The organism is Bradyrhizobium sp. USDA 326 (assembly GCF_049739485.1).
Classification (GTDB): Bacteria; Pseudomonadota; Alphaproteobacteria; order Rhizobiales; family Xanthobacteraceae; genus Bradyrhizobium.
Genome location: NZ_JBMGQA010000001.1, coordinates 2613666 through 2628788, shown reverse-complemented (window position 1 = coordinate 2628788; position 15123 = coordinate 2613666). Strand labels below are relative to the sequence as shown.

Here is a 15123-nt window from a genome sequence, read left to right as displayed (position 1 = left end):
AAAATCGATATCTGCTTTTGCCCGAAATCACGCTAGAAAGGCGCCCAGCCATACAGGACGACGCGTTGATCAGACATCCGGACATCCGATACGCTGCCACCATCGCCGCGCGAAGCGCGCGCGTGGCCGGCGTGCTTCTCGTCACCGCCGCGATGGTGACCACGGCGTCGTTCGCGCAGACCGTGCCCGTGCCGAAGCCTGCACCGAAGGGCCGCGATGGCGCGCCTGCCGGCGGGCCCGCTGTCACCGGCGCGACGCAGACGCCGCCCAATCCGGTCATCCCGGATCCGCGGCGCAACGTGCCGAGCAGCATCTTCCAGACCTTCGATGCCAACCAGAAGGCGCAGGCGGCCAAGGTCAGCGCCTATCTGTCGTCGCTTCAGACATTGGTCGGGAATTTCGTCCAGGTCGGCCCCGACGGCAGCAAGACGCAGGGCGATTTCTACATCCAGAAGCCGGGCAAGGTGCGCTTCGAATATGACGCGCCGAGCCCGATCGACATCGTCGCCGACGGATCCTCGCTGGTGGTGCGCGACCGCAAGCTCGCGACCCAGGACGTCTATCCGCTGTCGCAGACACCGCTGCGCTTCCTGCTGTCCGACCGCATCGACCTGATGAAGGACACCAACGTCGTCAGCGTCTCGGCCGACGACGTCTATGTCAGCGTCACCATCGAGGAGAAGCAGGCGCTGGTCGGCACCAGCCGGCTGCTCCTGATGTTCGGCGCCAAGGACGGCCAGCTCAAGCAGTGGACCGTCACCGATCCGCAGGGCTACGATACCACGATCGCGGTCTACAATCTGGATTCGAGCAAGAAGCTCGACCCCGGCATGTTCAAGATCGACTTCACCAATTACGGTCCGTCGCCCGGATAGGTCGGTCTCGTGTCCGGGGAACGAGAGAGTTTACCCGCCATTCATAGGCAAAAGACAGTGGGCACCGGCGCTTTGCGCCTTTGCCCACCCGACGAGAGCTTGCTAAGACGCATTCCCCATGCGTCTTTCCCTGACAACCTGGAACATCAATTCGGTGCGGCTGCGCATCGACCTGGTCGCAAAATTCCTGAAGAGCGCGCGGCCGGAGGTGCTGTGCCTGCAGGAGACCAAATGCATCGACGATGCCTTTCCGCTGAAGCGCTTCAAGCGGCTCGGCTACGAGCACGTCGCGCTGAACGGGCAGAAGGGCTATCACGGCGTCGCCATCGTCTCGAAGATTCCCTTCGAGTCCAAGGACATCCGTACCTTCTGCGACAAGGTGGATTCGCGCCACATATCCGTGTCCTTCGGAACCAAGGCGGGCATCGCAAAGCCGCTGGTGCTGCATAATTTCTACGTGCCCGCCGGCGGCGACATTCCCGATCCCGCGCTGAACGAGAAGTTCGACCACAAGCTTCGCTTCCTCGACGAGATGAAGGCGTGCGAGCCGCTGCATCCGCGCGGTGAGGACCGCCACATCCTGGTCGGCGATCTCAACGTCGCCCCGCACGAGAACGACGTGTGGTCGCACAGGCAGCTTCTGAAAGTTGTCTCGCACACACCTGTCGAAACCGAGAAGCTGAAGGCGGCACTCGCCGCCGGCGAATGGATCGACGTCGCGCGCGAGCGCATCCCGATGTCGGAGAAGGTCTATACGTGGTGGAGCTATCGTTCCGCCGACTGGACCGTCGGCGACCGCGGCCGCAGGCTCGATCACATCTGGGTCTCGCGTGCGCTGAAGGACGCGGTCAGCGACTTCAAGATCCTGCGCGATGCGCGGAGCTGGGAGCGGCCGTCGGACCACGTGCCGGTGACGGTGACGATCGAGGTGTGAGCCCCTGCCATCATTCCGGGGCGCGCGCAGCGCGAGCCCGGAATCCATTCATCCGTTAACGCTGCGGCTCGATGGATTCCGGGCTCGCGAATTCGTCGCGCCCCGGAATGACGACGGAGAGGTTCACGACGTCAGCTTCGCCCCGGCCATCAGGATATCGCTGGCGATCTGGCTGGAGCGCACCGCGAATTCGTCGCGGAGGCGAACGGCGGCGGCGGGGTCGCTTTCGAGCACACGCTGGAACAGGCTGCGTGCAACGCGGATGACGGAAGAATGCTCCAGCGCGATCGCGCGCGATGGCCGCTTCATCGGCACCACCAGTGCGAGCTCGCCGATCAGCGCGCCGGGGCCGGCGATCATTTCGGCGCCGGCGCCGTCCTCGACCCTGAAGGCGCCGCGCTGGACCACGAAGCCGGCATCGGCGTCGTCGCCGAGATTGAACAGGACGTCACCGCGGACGAAGTCACGCTGCTCGGAACCGATCGCCACCATGCGCAACGAGGCGTCTCCCAACAGGCGCAGTGTCGGGACACGCTCGAGAAGCGCTACGTCGTCGTCGATTGACATTCCGGTCCGTGGCTCGAGGAACGCGCCAATTTACGACGAATCGCGCGTTTCCGGAACGTATCACGGCACCAGCTTGTAGCCACCGGCTTCGGTGACCAGGATCTCGGGGTTGGCGGCGTCCTTCTCGATCTTCTGGCGAAGCCGATAGATGTGGGTTTCCAGCGTGTGGGTGGTGACGCCGGAATTATAGCCCCAGACCTCCTGGAGCAGGGTCTCGCGCGACACCGGCATCTGGCCGGCCCGGTAGAGGAAGCGGAGAATCGCCGTTTCCTTCTCGGTCAGGCGGACCTTGCGCGCATTGGCCGCCGTCAGCATCTTCGAGCCGGGACGGAAGGAGTAGGGGCCGACCGAGAACACCGCGTCCTCGCTGGCTTCGTGCTGGCGGAGCTGGGCGCGGATGCGGGCGAGCAGAACGGCGAAGCGGAAGGGTTTTGCGACATAGTCGTTGGCGCCGGATTCCAGCCCCAGGATCGTATCGGAATCGGTGTCGTGCCCGGTCAACATGATGATCGGGGCCTTGAATCCGCCCTTGCGCAACGAACGGACAACTTCGCGGCCGTCAGTATCGGGCAGGCCGACATCCATCAGGACGAGATCGGGAGAATTTGCCTTGGCGGCGCTCGCGCCCTTGGCGCCGGTATCCACGGCGGAGGCTTCGAATTCTTCGTGCAGCGATAATTGCTCCACCAGCGTGTCGCGCAGATCGGTATCGTCATCCACGATGAGGATCTTGCGGGCGTTGGGCATGGGAGGTCATCCTTTTAGGGTCCGGCTCGGCGCGCATCCATGCCGCACCCAGCCGCGAGGGGAAGTTTAGGGTCGCCGTTGTTTTTGTTGTTCGTGTTGAAGTAGTGGGCTGTTACCGATTCACAAGCCAAAAGCACTCTAGCTCAGAATAGCAGGACGATTTGATGAATGTCCTGTAATGAATTCGACATTGCACGTTCACATGAAAAATAAAGCAACTTCAGTTGGTTACGCCAGGAATCGAAGCGCGGGGCCGCTGTCTGCGATCCGCGTTAAGGCTGCGGCCGGAAACCCGCGCCGGGGCTGGCTGACGGCCGGGACGCTGACCATCCCGGTTGCATTGGGGCGGGGCGGCATTCTGGCCAACAAGCGCGAGGGCGATGGCGGCACGCCCAGGGGCAGCTTCCGTCCCAGACGGCTGTGGTGGCGGGGCGACCGGCACAGCCGCCCCCCGACGTTGTTGCCGACCCGGATGATCACCGGCGCAGACGCCTGGTGCGAGGATCCACGGGACCGCCGATACAATCAGGGCATCCGGCTCGGAGAGGGGCAGGGCGGTGACCGGCTCAAGCGGGCCGACCACCTCTATGACTTCATTATCGAGATCGACCACAACACCAGACCACGCATCGCCGGCCGCGGCAGCGCGGTGTTCCTGCACCTCGCCCGCGACAATTTCGGCCCGACCGCGGGCTGCGTCTCCATGACGAAATCTGCGATGCTGCAATTGCTGCGGCGCCTGGGCCCGCGAACACGAATCATCATCGGATGAGTGTGCATGCTCGACAACGACCGAATCGTTTAAGTCGCCGCCATCCTTGCAAGGAGCCCTTGCGACGAAGCAATCCAGGGTCCCTCCGCGGAAAGATTCTGGATTGCTTCGCGGAGCCTGTCATCGGGCCGCGCTCTGCGCGGACCCGTTGGCTCGCAACAACGAAATCGATGGCGGTTTGCTGAGCGCGTATCCCGCAAGCGGCTCTTACCGGTGCCCGAAAATCGCACTTCCCACGCGCACATGGGTGGCGCCCAGCATGATCGCGGTCGCGAAATCAGCGCTCATGCCCATCGAGAGATTCCTCAACCCATTACGCGCCGCGATCTTGGCGGTGAGAGCAAAGTGCGCCGCCGGCGGTTCGTCGACCGGCGGGATGCACATCAGTCCGGAGATCGCGAGCCCATAGGTGTCGCGACAGCTCGCGAGGAAGGCATCGGCCTCGTCGGGCGCGATGCCGGCCTTCTGCGGCTCCTCGCCGGTGTTGATCTGGACGAAGAGTTGCGGGTGCTTGTTCTGGGATTCGATTTCCTTGGCTAACGCTTGGCAAATGCTCGGGCGGTCGACCGAATGGATGGCGTCGAACAGCGCGACCGCGTCTTTCGCCTTGTTGGATTGCAGCGGCCCGATCAGATGCAGCGCGATATCGGGGTAAACAGACGTTAATGCCGGCCACTTGCTTTTGGCCTCCTGCACCCGATTCTCGCCGAATACGCGCTGTCCGGCGGCGATGACCGGGATAATTGCATCGGCGGCGAAAGTCTTGGACACCGCGATCAGCGTCACCGAGGCGCGGTCGCGCCGCGCGTCCTTGCAGGCGCGGGCGATTTCGGCTTCGACCGCGGCGAGCGCGTTTGGTGAATGGCCGGTTACCGGCGCGGCATTGGCTTCTGTCATGACGTCTCTTGGCTGCGATCGTAGCCCGGGTTAAATCCAATTTTACCGAGTTCAAGAAACAGTTTTTGAACCCTTCGCTTTACCTTGCTCCACGGGGTGGGTAGCGAAGATGGCAAGCGTCAGTCTCAACCGCAAACGAGCGAAACTCAAGCAGGTTCTGGGAATCCGGGCGCGGCTTGCGTTGCTTGCGGTCATTCTTGTGACGCCGTTGATGCTCGAGCGGATCCGCTCGCTCGAAGACACGCGTGTGCGGCAGATCGCGCAGGCTGCGGCCGAGTTCACCACGGTGGCAAGGCACAGTGCCGATGCGCAGCGCGAGGTGATCTCGTCGGTCGAGACCATCCTGAAATCGGAAGCCTTCATCCGCGCCTCCGCCGGCGGAATCAGCAAGAGCTGCGACGTGCTGCGCGCAAGCCTGCCGTCGAGCCTTCCCTGGATCCGCACGCTGCTGATCGCCGGCCAGGACGGACGCATCCAATGCGCCACCAACAACATGTATGTCGGCCTCGATCTCAGTGACCGGCCCTACTTCCAGCAGGCGCAGGAAACCGGCCGCTTCGTTCTCAGCGATTTCATCCTGTCGCGGCCGGTACTGTCGCCGACGGTGATGGCGGTTTATCCGGTCTCCGCCTTCAGCGGCGTACCCGATGCCGTCGTGCTCGCCACCGTCAATCTCGACTGGATGTCGAAGGTCATGAGCAATCTGGGCGGCCGCGCCGGCATTACCGCGGTGCTGGTCGACAGCGCGGGCACCGTGCTGGCGGCCCCGGCCGATCAGCACAGTGCAGTCGGCCGGCCCCTCGACAACATGCCGCTGATGTCCGCGATCGCCGACAAGGCGCTGCGTTCCGACCAGGATGAGGGTTCACTGTCTTTCCTCGCCGCCGACGGCTCCCGCCGCGCGGTCAGCTACATCCGCATCGCCGGCACCAATGCTCGCCTGATCGCCAGCATCGACGAAGACAAGGTGTCCGCGGCGGTCAACCGTGATATCCGCACCGCATATCTCCAGCTCGCTTTCGTCGTCGTGTTCGTCCTGTTCGGCGCGCTGATTGCCGCCGAAAAACTCGTCATCAAGCCGATCGAGATGCTCGTCGACATGGCCAAGCGTCTCGGCGAGGGCGACCTGTCGGCCCGCGCGGCGCGCAATCGGCTGCCGGCCGAGTTCGTTCCGCTGGCCCGCGCCTTCAATGCGATGGCTGCGCAGCTGAGCCAGCGCGAACGCGAGCTGATTGCGAGCAACGACCGGCTGACGGTGATGGCCTCGATCGACATGCTGTCGGGGCTCGCCAACCGCCGCGGCTTCCAGAGCCGGCTCGACTTCGAATGGATGCGCGCGCAGCAATATGGCAGCGACCTCGCGCTTCTGATGATCGACGTCGACCATTTCAAGCTGTTCAACGACACCTATGGCCATCTCGAAGGCGACACCTGCCTGACCCGGCTCGGCGAGTCGCTGTCCGGCATCGCCGCCGACACGATGGGCTTTGCGGCACGCTATGGCGGCGAGGAATTCTGTCTCCTGCTGCCGAATACCGACGTGATGCGCGCCGCCGAAATCGGCGAACAGGTGCGCGCGGCCGTGCTGAAACTCTGCCTGCCGCACATCACCTCGAACCACATGATCGTTACGGTCTCGATCGGAGTCGCCGCGACAAAGCCGAACGAGTCCTTGCGTCCCGGCGACCTGATCGAAGCCGCCGACGCCGCGCTCTACGCCGCCAAGCACCGCGGCCGCAACAATGTCGTCGAGCATGGCGTGCAGGCGATCGAGACCGGCGCGGATATGATGATGGTAGCAAGCGCCTAGCCCGCGGCCCCGGACCGCTCGAGCTCGAACTCCGTGACCACGCGATTGCGGCCGCCGCTCTTGGCGAGATAGAGCGCGCGGTCGCAGCGCTCGATCAGATCGGTGATCGCCTCGCCGACCCGGTATTGCGCCACACCGATCGACACGCTGATGCCGGGCAGGGTCTCGCCGGTCGAGCGGCGCGTGATCGTGCAATCGGCGATCGCGCGCCTGATACGCTCGGCGATCTCGGCGCAAGCGGCCAGATCCGCGTCCGGCAGCACCGCGATCAGCTCCTCGCCGCCATAGCGGGCCGGCAGATCCTGCTCGCGAACCTTTTCGCGCAGCACCTTCGCCATCAGGCGCAGCACCTGGTCGCCGACGCCATGGCCAAAATTGTCGTTGAAGGCCTTGAAGTGGTCGATGTCGAGCAAGAGCACGCTGAGCGGCTCGCCCCATTCCGCAGTCGCCTGCGCCTTGCGCAGGAATTCGTCGAGCGCCCTGCGGTTCGCCAGCCCGGTCAGCGTATCGGTCCGGGCGCGCTGCTCGGACCTCGACAGCGAATCGCGGATCACGTCGAGCTCGCGGGTCTTTTCCGCAAAGCCTGCCTCCAGCCGCGTCGCCCTTGTGGCGGCCCGCGCAAGCTCGTTCATGAGCTGGGCGACCAGCAATTTTGGATCGACGCCGGCCCTGCCCTGGTCGGCCACCTGGCTGATGACCTGCATCTGCGAATGATTGTCGGCGATCGCAGTCGCCAGAAACTCCTTCGCGGCCCCCATGACCGCCTGGAGCCGCTCGGAGGTGTCGACCACGACGGTACTCACCTGGGGCGCGACGTAGGTCTCGAACAGATCCTGATTGGTTCGCGCATCGAAGGGACGATTGTGGTCGATGAGCAGATCGATCGCGTTGCGCAGATCGTCATGGCTGCCTGCGAAATACTGGAACCAGACCGCAAAATTGGCCGGCATCGGCGCAATCCGCTGTTCGGCCATGCTCCGCATCGCCCGTCCGGCGATGGACGCGGCATAGTCGTAATCGGGATCGTCGAAGCTGGAATCCATCGCGGGCCATGGGGGTCTTGTCGGCTCGCAAATTGGCATCGACCCCTTAATCACACCCCAACGCGGGCCCTCGTAGTTATGCGGAGGCTCAGTCAAAGTTCCAGAACGCGGCAACCCATTGACCCCCTGAGGTCTTCTATGGCCTAGTCCGCCGTCTTGAGACGGCCGAACCCACGAAAACCCAACGATTCCATGACCTCCGAACGCTACAACGCCCGCGACGCCGAACCGCGCTGGCAACGCCACTGGGACGAGCAGGCGATCTTCGTCTCCAGGAACGACGATCCGCGGCCGAAATATTACGTGCTCGAGATGTTCCCCTACCCTTCCGGGCGCATCCATATCGGGCATGTCCGGAATTACACACTGGGCGACGTGCTGGCCCGCTTCATGCGCGCCAAGGGCTTCAACGTGCTGCATCCGATGGGCTGGGATGCCTTCGGCCTGCCGGCCGAGAACGCCGCGATCGAGCGCAAGGTCGCCCCGAAGGCCTGGACCTACGACAACATCGCCGCGATGAAGAAGCAGCTTCGCTCGATCGGGCTGTCGCTGGACTGGAGCCGCGAGATCGCAACCTGCGATCCCTCCTATTACAAGCACCAGCAGAAGATGTTTCTGGACTTCCTGCGGGAAGGTCTCGCCGAGCGCGAGAAGCGCAAGGTGAACTGGGACCCCGTCGACATGACCGTGCTCGCCAACGAGCAGGTCATCGACGGCCGCGGCTGGCGCTCGGGCGCTGTGGTCGAACAGCGAGAAATGAACCAGTGGGTCTTCAAGATCACGAAGTACTCGCAGGAGCTCTTGAGCGCGCTGGACGGGCTGGACCGCTGGCCCGACAAGGTGCGGCTGATGCAGCGCAACTGGATCGGCCGCTCGGAGGGCCTCTTGATCCGCTTCGCGCTCGATCCGGCGACGACGCCGGCCGGCGAGAGCGAGCTGAAGATCTTCACGACGCGCCCGGACACGCTGTTCGGCGCGAAATTCATGGCGATCTCGGCGGATCATCCGCTGGCGCAGGCGGCAGCTGCGAAGAACCCCAGGCTTGCGGAGTTCATCGCGGAGATCAAGAAGATCGGCACTGCGCAGGAGATCATCGACACCGCGGAGAAGCAGGGCTTCGACACCGGCATCCGCGCGGTGCACCCGTTCGATCCGTCCTGGAAGCTGCCGGTCTATGTCGCGAACTTCGTGCTGATGGAATATGGCACCGGCGCTATCTTCGGCTGCCCGGCGCACGATCAGCGCGACCTCGACTTCGTCAACAAGTACAATCTCGGCAACACGCCCGTCGTGTGCCCGGAAGGCCAGGATCCCAAGACCTTCGTGATCACCGACACCGCCTATGACGGTGACGGCCGCATGATCAATTCGCGCTTCCTCGATGGCATGACCATCGAGCAGGCCAAGGAAGACGTGGCGAAGCGTCTCGAGACGGAGCTGCGCGGCAACGCACCGGTTGGCGAGCGTCAGGTCAATTTCCGCCTGCGCGACTGGGGCATTTCGCGCCAGCGCTATTGGGGCTGCCCGATCCCCGTCATCCATTGCCCGAAATGCGATGTGGTGCCGGTACCGGATGCCGACCTGCCGGTGAAGCTGCCGGACGACGCCACATTCGACAAGCCCGGCAACGCGCTCGATCATCATCCGACCTGGAAGCACGTCACCTGCCCCAAATGCGGGGGCAAGGCTAGCCGCGAAACCGACACCATGGATACGTTCGTGGATTCGTCCTGGTACTTTGCGCGCTTCACCGATCCCTGGAACGAGAACGCGCCGACGACGCCTGCGGTCGCCAACCGGATGCTGCCGGTAGACCAGTATATCGGTGGCGTCGAGCACGCGATCCTGCATCTGCTCTACAGCCGCTTCTTCACCCGCGCGATGAAGGCGACCGGGCACGTTGCGCTGGACGAGCCGTTCGCCGGCATGTTCACGCAGGGCATGGTGGTGCACGAGACCTATCAGAAGGCCGACGGCACCTATGTGCAGCCGGCCGAGGTGAAGATCGAGGTCGGCGGCAACGGGCGCCGCGCAACGTTGCTCGCCACCGGCGAGGACATCCAGATCGGCCCGATCGAGAAGATGTCGAAGTCGAAGAAAAACACGGTCGACCCCGACGACATCATCGAGACCTACGGCGCCGATGTCGCCCGCTGGTTCATGCTGTCGGACTCCCCGCCCGACCGCGACGTGATCTGGAGCGACGAGCGCGTCCAGGGCGCCTCGCGCTTCGTGCAGCGGCTGTGGCGGCTGGTGAACGATTCCGTCGAACTCGGCAACGCCGCACCGGCGGCCCGGCCGGCCAGCTTCGGCCCGGACGCGACGACCTTGCGCAAGGCCGCCCACGGCGCGCTGGACAAGGTCACCACCGGTATCGAGCGGCTGCACTTCAATGTCTGCCTCGCCCATATCCGCGAATTCACCAATACGTTCTCGGAGGTGCTCCAGCGCCCCGGCCAGCCCGCAGCCGACCTGGCGCCAGATCTGGCTTGGGCGATCCGGGAGGCCAGCGAGATCCTCGTGCAGCTGTTCTCGCCGATGATGCCGCATCTGGCCGAGGAGTGCTGGCGGGTTCTGGGCCAGAAGGGGCTGGTTTCGGAAGCCAATTGGCCCAAAATCGAACGCGATTTGCTGGTCGAAGACAGCGTGACCCTGGTGGTCCAGGTCAACGGCAAGAAGCGGGGTGAGGTCACAGTTGCAACAGCGGCCCAGAATCCGGAAATCGAGGCTGCCGTTTTGGCCCTCGATGCGGTAAAGCTGGCCCTGGACGGCAAGCCCGTCCGCAAGGTGATCATCGTTCCCAAGAGGATCGTGAATGTTGTCGGCTAGGATCCGTATCGCAGCCCGCTTGCTGGCAGTCGCTGCATTGGCGGCGCTGACGGCCGGCTGCTTCCAGCCGATGTATGCCGAGCGCACCGACGGCACCCCCGGCCTGCGCGAAAAGCTGATGGGCGTCGAGCTGCCCCCGATCGACAAACCCAATGCGTCCCGCGAGGCCCGCGTCGGCGTCGAAATCCGCAACGCGCTGGCTTTCAAGCTGTACGGCACCGCGACGGGCATGCCGCCGACCCACCGGCTGGATATCCGCTTCACGACCAGCCGCTCCTCGCTGATCGTCAGCCCCACGACGGGACTGCCGACGAACGAAAATCTCGGCATCGACGCCCAGTACAATCTGATCGATGTCGCGACCGGCAAGTCGGTCATGACCGGCTCGACCTTCTCGCGCGTGTCCTACGACATGCCCGGCTCCTACCAGCGCTTCTCGCGCACCCGCGCCGTGCGCGATGCCGAGGATCGCGCCGCCAACGAGATCGCCCAGAACATCTCCACCCGGCTCGCCTCGTTCTTCACCGCGGGGACGTAGTTCGCTCCCGTCATTCCGGGGCGCCCAAAGGGCGAACTGCGGTGCGCAATTGCGCACCTGAGAATCTCGATCCCAAACCTCCGGGTTCGCGCTGCGCGCGCCCCGGAATGACAATCTGGACCATGGTCGCGCTGCGCGGAAAAGAGATCGACGCTTTCCTCGCCCGCCCTGATGCGGGCCGTCCGATCATCCTGCTCTACGGTCCCGATGCCGGCCTCGTGCGCGAGCGCGCCGATGCGCTGATCGCGTCCAGCGTCGACGATCCCAACGATCCGTTCTCGCTGGTCAAGCTCGACGGCGACGAGCTTTCCGCCGAGCCTTCGCGCCTCGTCGACGAAGCCATGACGGTGCCGCTGTTCGGCGGCCGCCGCGCCATCCGCGTTCGCGCCGGCTCGCGCAGCTTTGCCAGCGGCATCGACACGCTCGCCGAGATGAGCGTGAAGGATTGCCGCATCGTGATCGAGGCTGGCGAGCTACGCCCGGAATCGCCGCTGCGCAAGGCTTGCGAGAAGGCCAAGACGGCCGTGGCGATCGGCTGCTATCCCGACACCGAGCGCGATCTAGCCAGGCTGATGGAGGACGAGCTCCGCATCGCGAATTTGCGGATCGCGCAGGATGCCCGCGCCGCGCTGATGTCATTTCTCGGCGGTGACCGCCAGGCCTCGCGCAACGAGCTGCGCAAGCTGACGCTCTACGCCCACGGCAAGGGCGAGGTGACGCTGGATGACGTCATGGCCGTGGTCGCCGATGCATCGGAGCTGAAGCTCGACCCGATCGTCGACGGGGCCTTTGCCGGACGGCCCGACATTGTCGAGACCGAGTTCGCAAAGGCCATGATCGCCGGCACTTATCCCGGCGTGATCCTCTCCGCCGCGCAGCGGCAGGCCGCATGGCTGCACAAATCCGCGCTCGCCATCGCCGACGGTACGCCGGCCTCCGCCGTGCTCGACGGCGGCTTTCCACGCCTGCATTTTTCGCGAAAGCCCGCGGTCGAAACCGCGCTGCGCAATTTCAGCCCGGCACGGCTTGCCGCCATCATCGAGCAGCTCGCAACCGCCGCGCTCGACACCCGCAAGCAATCGACGCTCGCCGCCGCCATCGCCCAGCGCACGCTGATGGCGATCGCAGCCAATGCAAAGCGGCGGGGATAGGCTCCGCTCCAACGTCACGCAGCCGCAACTCTCTCCACGTCATTGCGAGGAGCGTGAGCGACGAAGCAATCCAGAGTCTCTCCGCGGAAAGATTCTGGATTGCTTCGCTGCGCTCGCAACGACGTGGAGGATGTCAGTGAGCGCCAAATACCTGGGTCATCCGGGGCGCTCGAAGAGCCGAACTACGGCGCGTAATCGCGCCTGAAAATCTCGCGCCACACTCTCTGAATTCCGGGTTCGCGCTACGCGCGCCCCGGAATGACAGGGGCTGTCTACAGCGCGCCCTTCGCCAGCCGCTTCATCACCTCGTCGAGCTGATCGAGGTTGCGGTAGTTGATCTGCACGGAGCCACCGGGATCGCGATGATTGACGGTCACCTTGAGACCCAGCGCGTCGCTGACGCGCTTTTCGAGGTCGATCGTATCAGGATCCTTTTCCTTCGCGCCGGCGCGCGCCTTCTGCGGCTTGCGCTCCGGCACGCCTTCCTCGTGCGCCAGCGCCTCGGCCTGGCGGACGTTGAGGCCCTCCTCGACGATGCGCTTGGCGGCGGCGAGCGGATCGGGAACGCCGATCAGCGCGCGGGCGTGGCCGGCCGTCAACTCACCGGTCGCGATGAAAGCCTGCACCTCGGCCGGCAGCTTCGTCAGCCGCATCATGTTGGCGACGTGGCTGCGACTCTTTCCGACGACTTTCGCGATGTCCTCCTGGCTACGTTTGAACTCGTTGGCGAGCGCGTGATAGCCTTGCGCCTCCTCCATCGGGTTGAGGTCCTCGCGCTGCACGTTCTCGACGATCGCGAACTCCAGCGCATCGCTGTCGCTGATGTCGACCGGGACGATCGGTACTTCGTGCAGGCCGGCCATTTGCGAGGCGCGCCAGCGCCGTTCGCCGGCAATGATCTCGTAGCGATCCTGCGCGCCCTTGACCGGACGCACCACGATCGGCTGGATCACGCCATGCTGCTTGATGGAGTCGGAGAGCTCCCTCAGCTCCGCGTCCGAAAAGGTGCGGCGCGGATTGCGCGGATTGGCCTTGATGAATTCGATCGGCACCTTGCGCTGCGCGCGCGGACGATCGACATGCTGAGCCTCGCCGCCGACGTCACCGATCAGACTCGCAAGACCTCGGCCCAGTCGCGAACGCGCTTCGTCGGCCATCGCCAGCTCCCTTGGATTCAACTCGAACGCTCCTGCACTTTTGGTCCCCGTCATTCCGGGGCGCGCGAAGCGCGAACCCAGAATCTCGACATTGTTCATTTCAGATCTCGGGATTCCGGATCAATTCGGCTGCTGCGAATTGTCCGGAATGACTCACCCGGATTCAATCGGATTCAATGCGTCGTGCGCAGCTCGCGCTCGCGCTGGATCACTTCGGTGGCGAGGCGCAAGTAAGCTTCGCTGCCGACGCATTTGAGATCGTAGACCAGCACCGGCTTGCCGTAGGACGGCGCTTCCGAGATGCGCACGTTGCGCGGGATCATGGTCTTGTAGACCTTCTCGCCCATGAACTGGCGGACGTCGGCGACGACCTGGTTCGAGAGGTTGTTGCGGGAATCGAACATGGTCAGCACGATGCCGTGGATCGACAGGTTGGGATTGAGCGTCGAGCGCACCTGCTCCACCGTCTGCAGCAATTGCGACAGACCTTCGAGCGCGAAGAACTCGCATTGCAGCGGCACCAGGATCGCATCGGAGGCCGCCATCGCGTTCACCGTGAGCAGGTTGAGCGAAGGTGGGCAGTCGATCAGCACATAGGTGTAGTCGGCATCCGGGGAGACGTTGTTGTTGAGCGCGCCGATGGCGTCGCGCAGCTTGAAGGCGCGGCCGGGCGTGGTGCCGAGCTCGAGCTCGAGGCCGGAGAGATCCATGGTCGAGGGCGCGATGTGCAGCCGCGGCACCGCGGTCGAGACCACCGCCTCGCGCAAGGCGGCTTCGCCGACCAGCACGTCGTAGATCGAGCAGGAGCGGTTGCGGCGATCGATGCCAAGGCCGGTCGAGGCGTTGCCCTGGGGATCGAGATCGACGATCAGAACGCGCTCGCCGATCGCCGCGAGTGCTGTTCCGAGATTGATCGCTGTGGTTGTCTTCCCGACACCGCCCTTCTGATTCGCCAGCGCCAGAATGCGCGGGTGACCATGCGGGACCTCACTGGTCCCTGGGGACCCTTGGGCCGCCTGTTCTTGCTGCGGTTCGTCAATCACGCTCATCGCAATTCCCCACTCACCCCTGAACGCCTCACCCGCGTCGTTCGACGGACGTCAGCTCCACGATCCAGCCGTCACCCGTGCGGCTTTGGTGGAGCTGAGGTTGAATATTCCAATATTTAGCGGCTTCGGTCAATTCAGCCTCTACATCTTGACCCTTCAGAAACAGCGCCTTTGCGCCCTGGCGCATCAGCGGCTCCGCAAAGCCGATGAGTTGATGTAGCGGAGCCAATGCGCGCGCGGTGACGCAATCGACGGGGCCGGTGATTCTATCCACATTATCCCCGATCTCAGCGAGATGTACGACCCCCGGAGATGCGGTGACGCGAATAGCTTCTCGCAGGAAAGCCGCCTTCTTGGCGATTCGCTCGATAAGGTGGACGCTCGCGCCGGACGTCCCCGCCATGGCGCAGGCCAGGACGACACCGGGGAAGCCGCCGCCGCTGCCGAGGTCGGCCCAGCGTTTTGCGGTCGGCGCGAGATCGACCAGCTGGAGCGAATCGGCGATGTGCCGCGTCCAGAGATGCGGCAAAGTCGATGGTGCGACCAGATTGGTCTTCGCCTGCCACGCGCGCAGCAGCGCGATGTAGCGATCGAGCTGAGCTTCGGTTTCACGTGAAACGGGAGCGAGCCTGAGCGCCGCGATCTTGTCAGCTGCGATAATGGCGTCCAGCGCCTGGTCGTTGGCGCTGGACTTGTCGATTCTCGGTTTGGCCGGCGGTTCGGTTCGACGCCTAGCGCCCTCACCCTCCGCGCT

At 64.3% G+C, this 15123-nt stretch carries 14 protein-coding genes; 7 read left to right on the top strand and 7 right to left on the bottom strand.

The window, feature by feature from the left end:
- Positions 1 to 122: 122 nt before the first annotated feature.
- A complete protein-coding gene (locus ABIG06_RS12545) occupies positions 123 to 875 on the top strand; it encodes an outer membrane lipoprotein carrier protein LolA (RefSeq protein WP_124162059.1) in 753 nt (250 codons plus the stop codon).
- 118 nt (positions 876 to 993) lie between these two features.
- Complete coding sequence (locus tag ABIG06_RS12540; protein WP_124161987.1) at positions 994 to 1809, top strand: exodeoxyribonuclease III; 816 nt, start codon at positions 994 to 996, stop codon at positions 1807 to 1809.
- Positions 1810 to 1932: 123 nt separating this feature from the next.
- Here ABIG06_RS12540 and ABIG06_RS12535 read toward each other — a convergent pair whose 3' ends face one another.
- Both ABIG06_RS12535 and ABIG06_RS12530 read right to left on the bottom strand, forming a co-directional pair.
- Positions 1933 to 2376, bottom strand: a complete 444-nt coding sequence (locus ABIG06_RS12535) for a Crp/Fnr family transcriptional regulator (protein WP_124161988.1) — start codon at positions 2374 to 2376, stop codon at positions 1933 to 1935.
- A gap of 60 nt (positions 2377 to 2436) precedes the next feature.
- Positions 2437 to 3123: a response regulator transcription factor gene (locus tag ABIG06_RS12530; protein ID WP_024338712.1), complete on the bottom strand. Its 687-nt coding sequence runs from the start codon at positions 3121 to 3123 to the stop codon at positions 2437 to 2439.
- A gap of 202 nt (positions 3124 to 3325) precedes the next feature.
- Here ABIG06_RS12530 and ABIG06_RS12525 point away from each other — a divergent pair, with 202 nt between their 5' ends.
- Positions 3326 to 3895, top strand: coding sequence for a L,D-transpeptidase family protein (locus tag ABIG06_RS12525; RefSeq protein WP_370140833.1), 570 nt, complete (start codon positions 3326 to 3328; stop codon positions 3893 to 3895).
- A gap of 207 nt (positions 3896 to 4102) precedes the next feature.
- On the opposite strand, the gene ABIG06_RS12520 is transcribed toward ABIG06_RS12525, so the two are convergent.
- On the bottom strand, positions 4103 to 4792 hold the full coding sequence (locus ABIG06_RS12520; RefSeq protein ID WP_370136831.1) for a YggS family pyridoxal phosphate-dependent enzyme: 690 nt from the start codon (positions 4790 to 4792) through the stop codon (positions 4103 to 4105).
- A gap of 109 nt (positions 4793 to 4901) precedes the next feature.
- On the opposite strand from ABIG06_RS12520, the gene ABIG06_RS12515 reads away from it, so the two are divergent.
- Positions 4902 to 6602, top strand: a complete 1701-nt coding sequence (locus ABIG06_RS12515; RefSeq protein WP_424578286.1) for a diguanylate cyclase domain-containing protein — start codon at positions 4902 to 4904, stop codon at positions 6600 to 6602.
- Here the strand turns inward: ABIG06_RS12515 and ABIG06_RS12510 are convergent.
- Positions 6599 to 7645, bottom strand: a complete 1047-nt coding sequence (locus ABIG06_RS12510) for a GGDEF domain-containing protein (RefSeq protein WP_199751966.1) — start codon at positions 7643 to 7645, stop codon at positions 6599 to 6601. The two genes, ABIG06_RS12515 and ABIG06_RS12510, sit on opposite strands and share 4 nt — an antisense overlap.
- A 192-nt stretch (positions 7646 to 7837) precedes the next feature.
- On the opposite strand from ABIG06_RS12510, the gene leuS reads away from it, so the two are divergent.
- The 3 genes from leuS to holA all read left to right on the top strand — a co-directional run bounded on the left by leuS (position 7838) and on the right by holA (position 12163).
- Positions 7838 to 10474, top strand: a complete 2637-nt coding sequence (leuS, locus tag ABIG06_RS12505; RefSeq protein WP_370136829.1) for a leucine--tRNA ligase — start codon at positions 7838 to 7840, stop codon at positions 10472 to 10474.
- Positions 10461 to 11012, top strand: coding sequence for an LPS assembly lipoprotein LptE (gene lptE, locus ABIG06_RS12500; RefSeq protein ID WP_370136828.1), 552 nt, complete (start codon positions 10461 to 10463; stop codon positions 11010 to 11012). Before leuS ends, lptE begins: the two co-directional genes overlap by 14 nt.
- A 122-nt stretch (positions 11013 to 11134) precedes the next feature.
- Positions 11135 to 12163: a DNA polymerase III subunit delta gene (gene holA / locus ABIG06_RS12495; protein WP_370140832.1), complete on the top strand. Its 1029-nt coding sequence runs from the start codon at positions 11135 to 11137 to the stop codon at positions 12161 to 12163.
- 272 nt (positions 12164 to 12435) lie between these two features.
- Here the strand turns inward: holA and ABIG06_RS12490 are convergent, their stop codons facing one another.
- From ABIG06_RS12490 to rsmG, 3 genes are all read right to left on the bottom strand, one after another.
- On the bottom strand, positions 12436 to 13320 hold the full coding sequence (locus ABIG06_RS12490) for a ParB/RepB/Spo0J family partition protein (protein ID WP_370136826.1): 885 nt from the start codon (positions 13318 to 13320) through the stop codon (positions 12436 to 12438).
- A 173-nt stretch (positions 13321 to 13493) separates the two neighbouring features.
- Positions 13494 to 14369, bottom strand: coding sequence for a ParA family protein (locus tag ABIG06_RS12485; protein ID WP_370136825.1), 876 nt, complete (start codon positions 14367 to 14369; stop codon positions 13494 to 13496).
- A 28-nt stretch (positions 14370 to 14397) separates the two neighbouring features.
- Positions 14398 to 15039 (bottom strand): 16S rRNA (guanine(527)-N(7))-methyltransferase RsmG, encoded by a 642-nt coding sequence (gene rsmG / locus ABIG06_RS12480; protein ID WP_370140831.1) that lies wholly within the window; start codon positions 15037 to 15039, stop codon positions 14398 to 14400.
- Positions 15040 to 15123 lie beyond the last annotated feature (84 nt).

Bases quoted from the DNA above. Each gene is read 5' to 3' on its own strand.
- ABIG06_RS12540 (WP_124161987.1), top strand. From the start codon at position 994: ATGCGTCTTTCCCTGACAACCTGGAACATCAATTCGGTGCGGCTGCGC.
- ABIG06_RS12515 (WP_424578286.1), top strand. From the start codon at position 4,902: ATGGCAAGCGTCAGTCTCAACCGCAAACGAGCGAAACTCAAGCAGGTT.
- ABIG06_RS12530 (WP_024338712.1), bottom strand. From the start codon at position 3,123: ATGCCCAACGCCCGCAAGATCCTCATCGTGGATGACGATACCGATCTG.
- lptE (WP_370136828.1), top strand. From the start codon at position 10,461: ATGTTGTCGGCTAGGATCCGTATCGCAGCCCGCTTGCTGGCAGTCGCT.
- holA (WP_370140832.1), top strand. From the start codon at position 11,135: ATGGTCGCGCTGCGCGGAAAAGAGATCGACGCTTTCCTCGCCCGCCCT.
- ABIG06_RS12535 (WP_124161988.1), bottom strand. From the start codon at position 2,376: ATGTCAATCGACGACGACGTAGCGCTTCTCGAGCGTGTCCCGACACTG.
- ABIG06_RS12520 (WP_370136831.1), bottom strand. From the start codon at position 4,792: ATGACAGAAGCCAATGCCGCGCCGGTAACCGGCCATTCACCAAACGCG.
- ABIG06_RS12490 (WP_370136826.1), bottom strand. From the start codon at position 13,320: ATGGCCGACGAAGCGCGTTCGCGACTGGGCCGAGGTCTTGCGAGTCTG.
- ABIG06_RS12485 (WP_370136825.1), bottom strand. From the start codon at position 14,369: ATGAGCGTGATTGACGAACCGCAGCAAGAACAGGCGGCCCAAGGGTCC.
- ABIG06_RS12525 (WP_370140833.1), top strand. From the start codon at position 3,326: ATGAAAAATAAAGCAACTTCAGTTGGTTACGCCAGGAATCGAAGCGCG.
- ABIG06_RS12510 (WP_199751966.1), bottom strand. From the start codon at position 7,645: ATGGATTCCAGCTTCGACGATCCCGATTACGACTATGCCGCGTCCATC.
- leuS (WP_370136829.1), top strand. From the start codon at position 7,838: ATGACCTCCGAACGCTACAACGCCCGCGACGCCGAACCGCGCTGGCAA.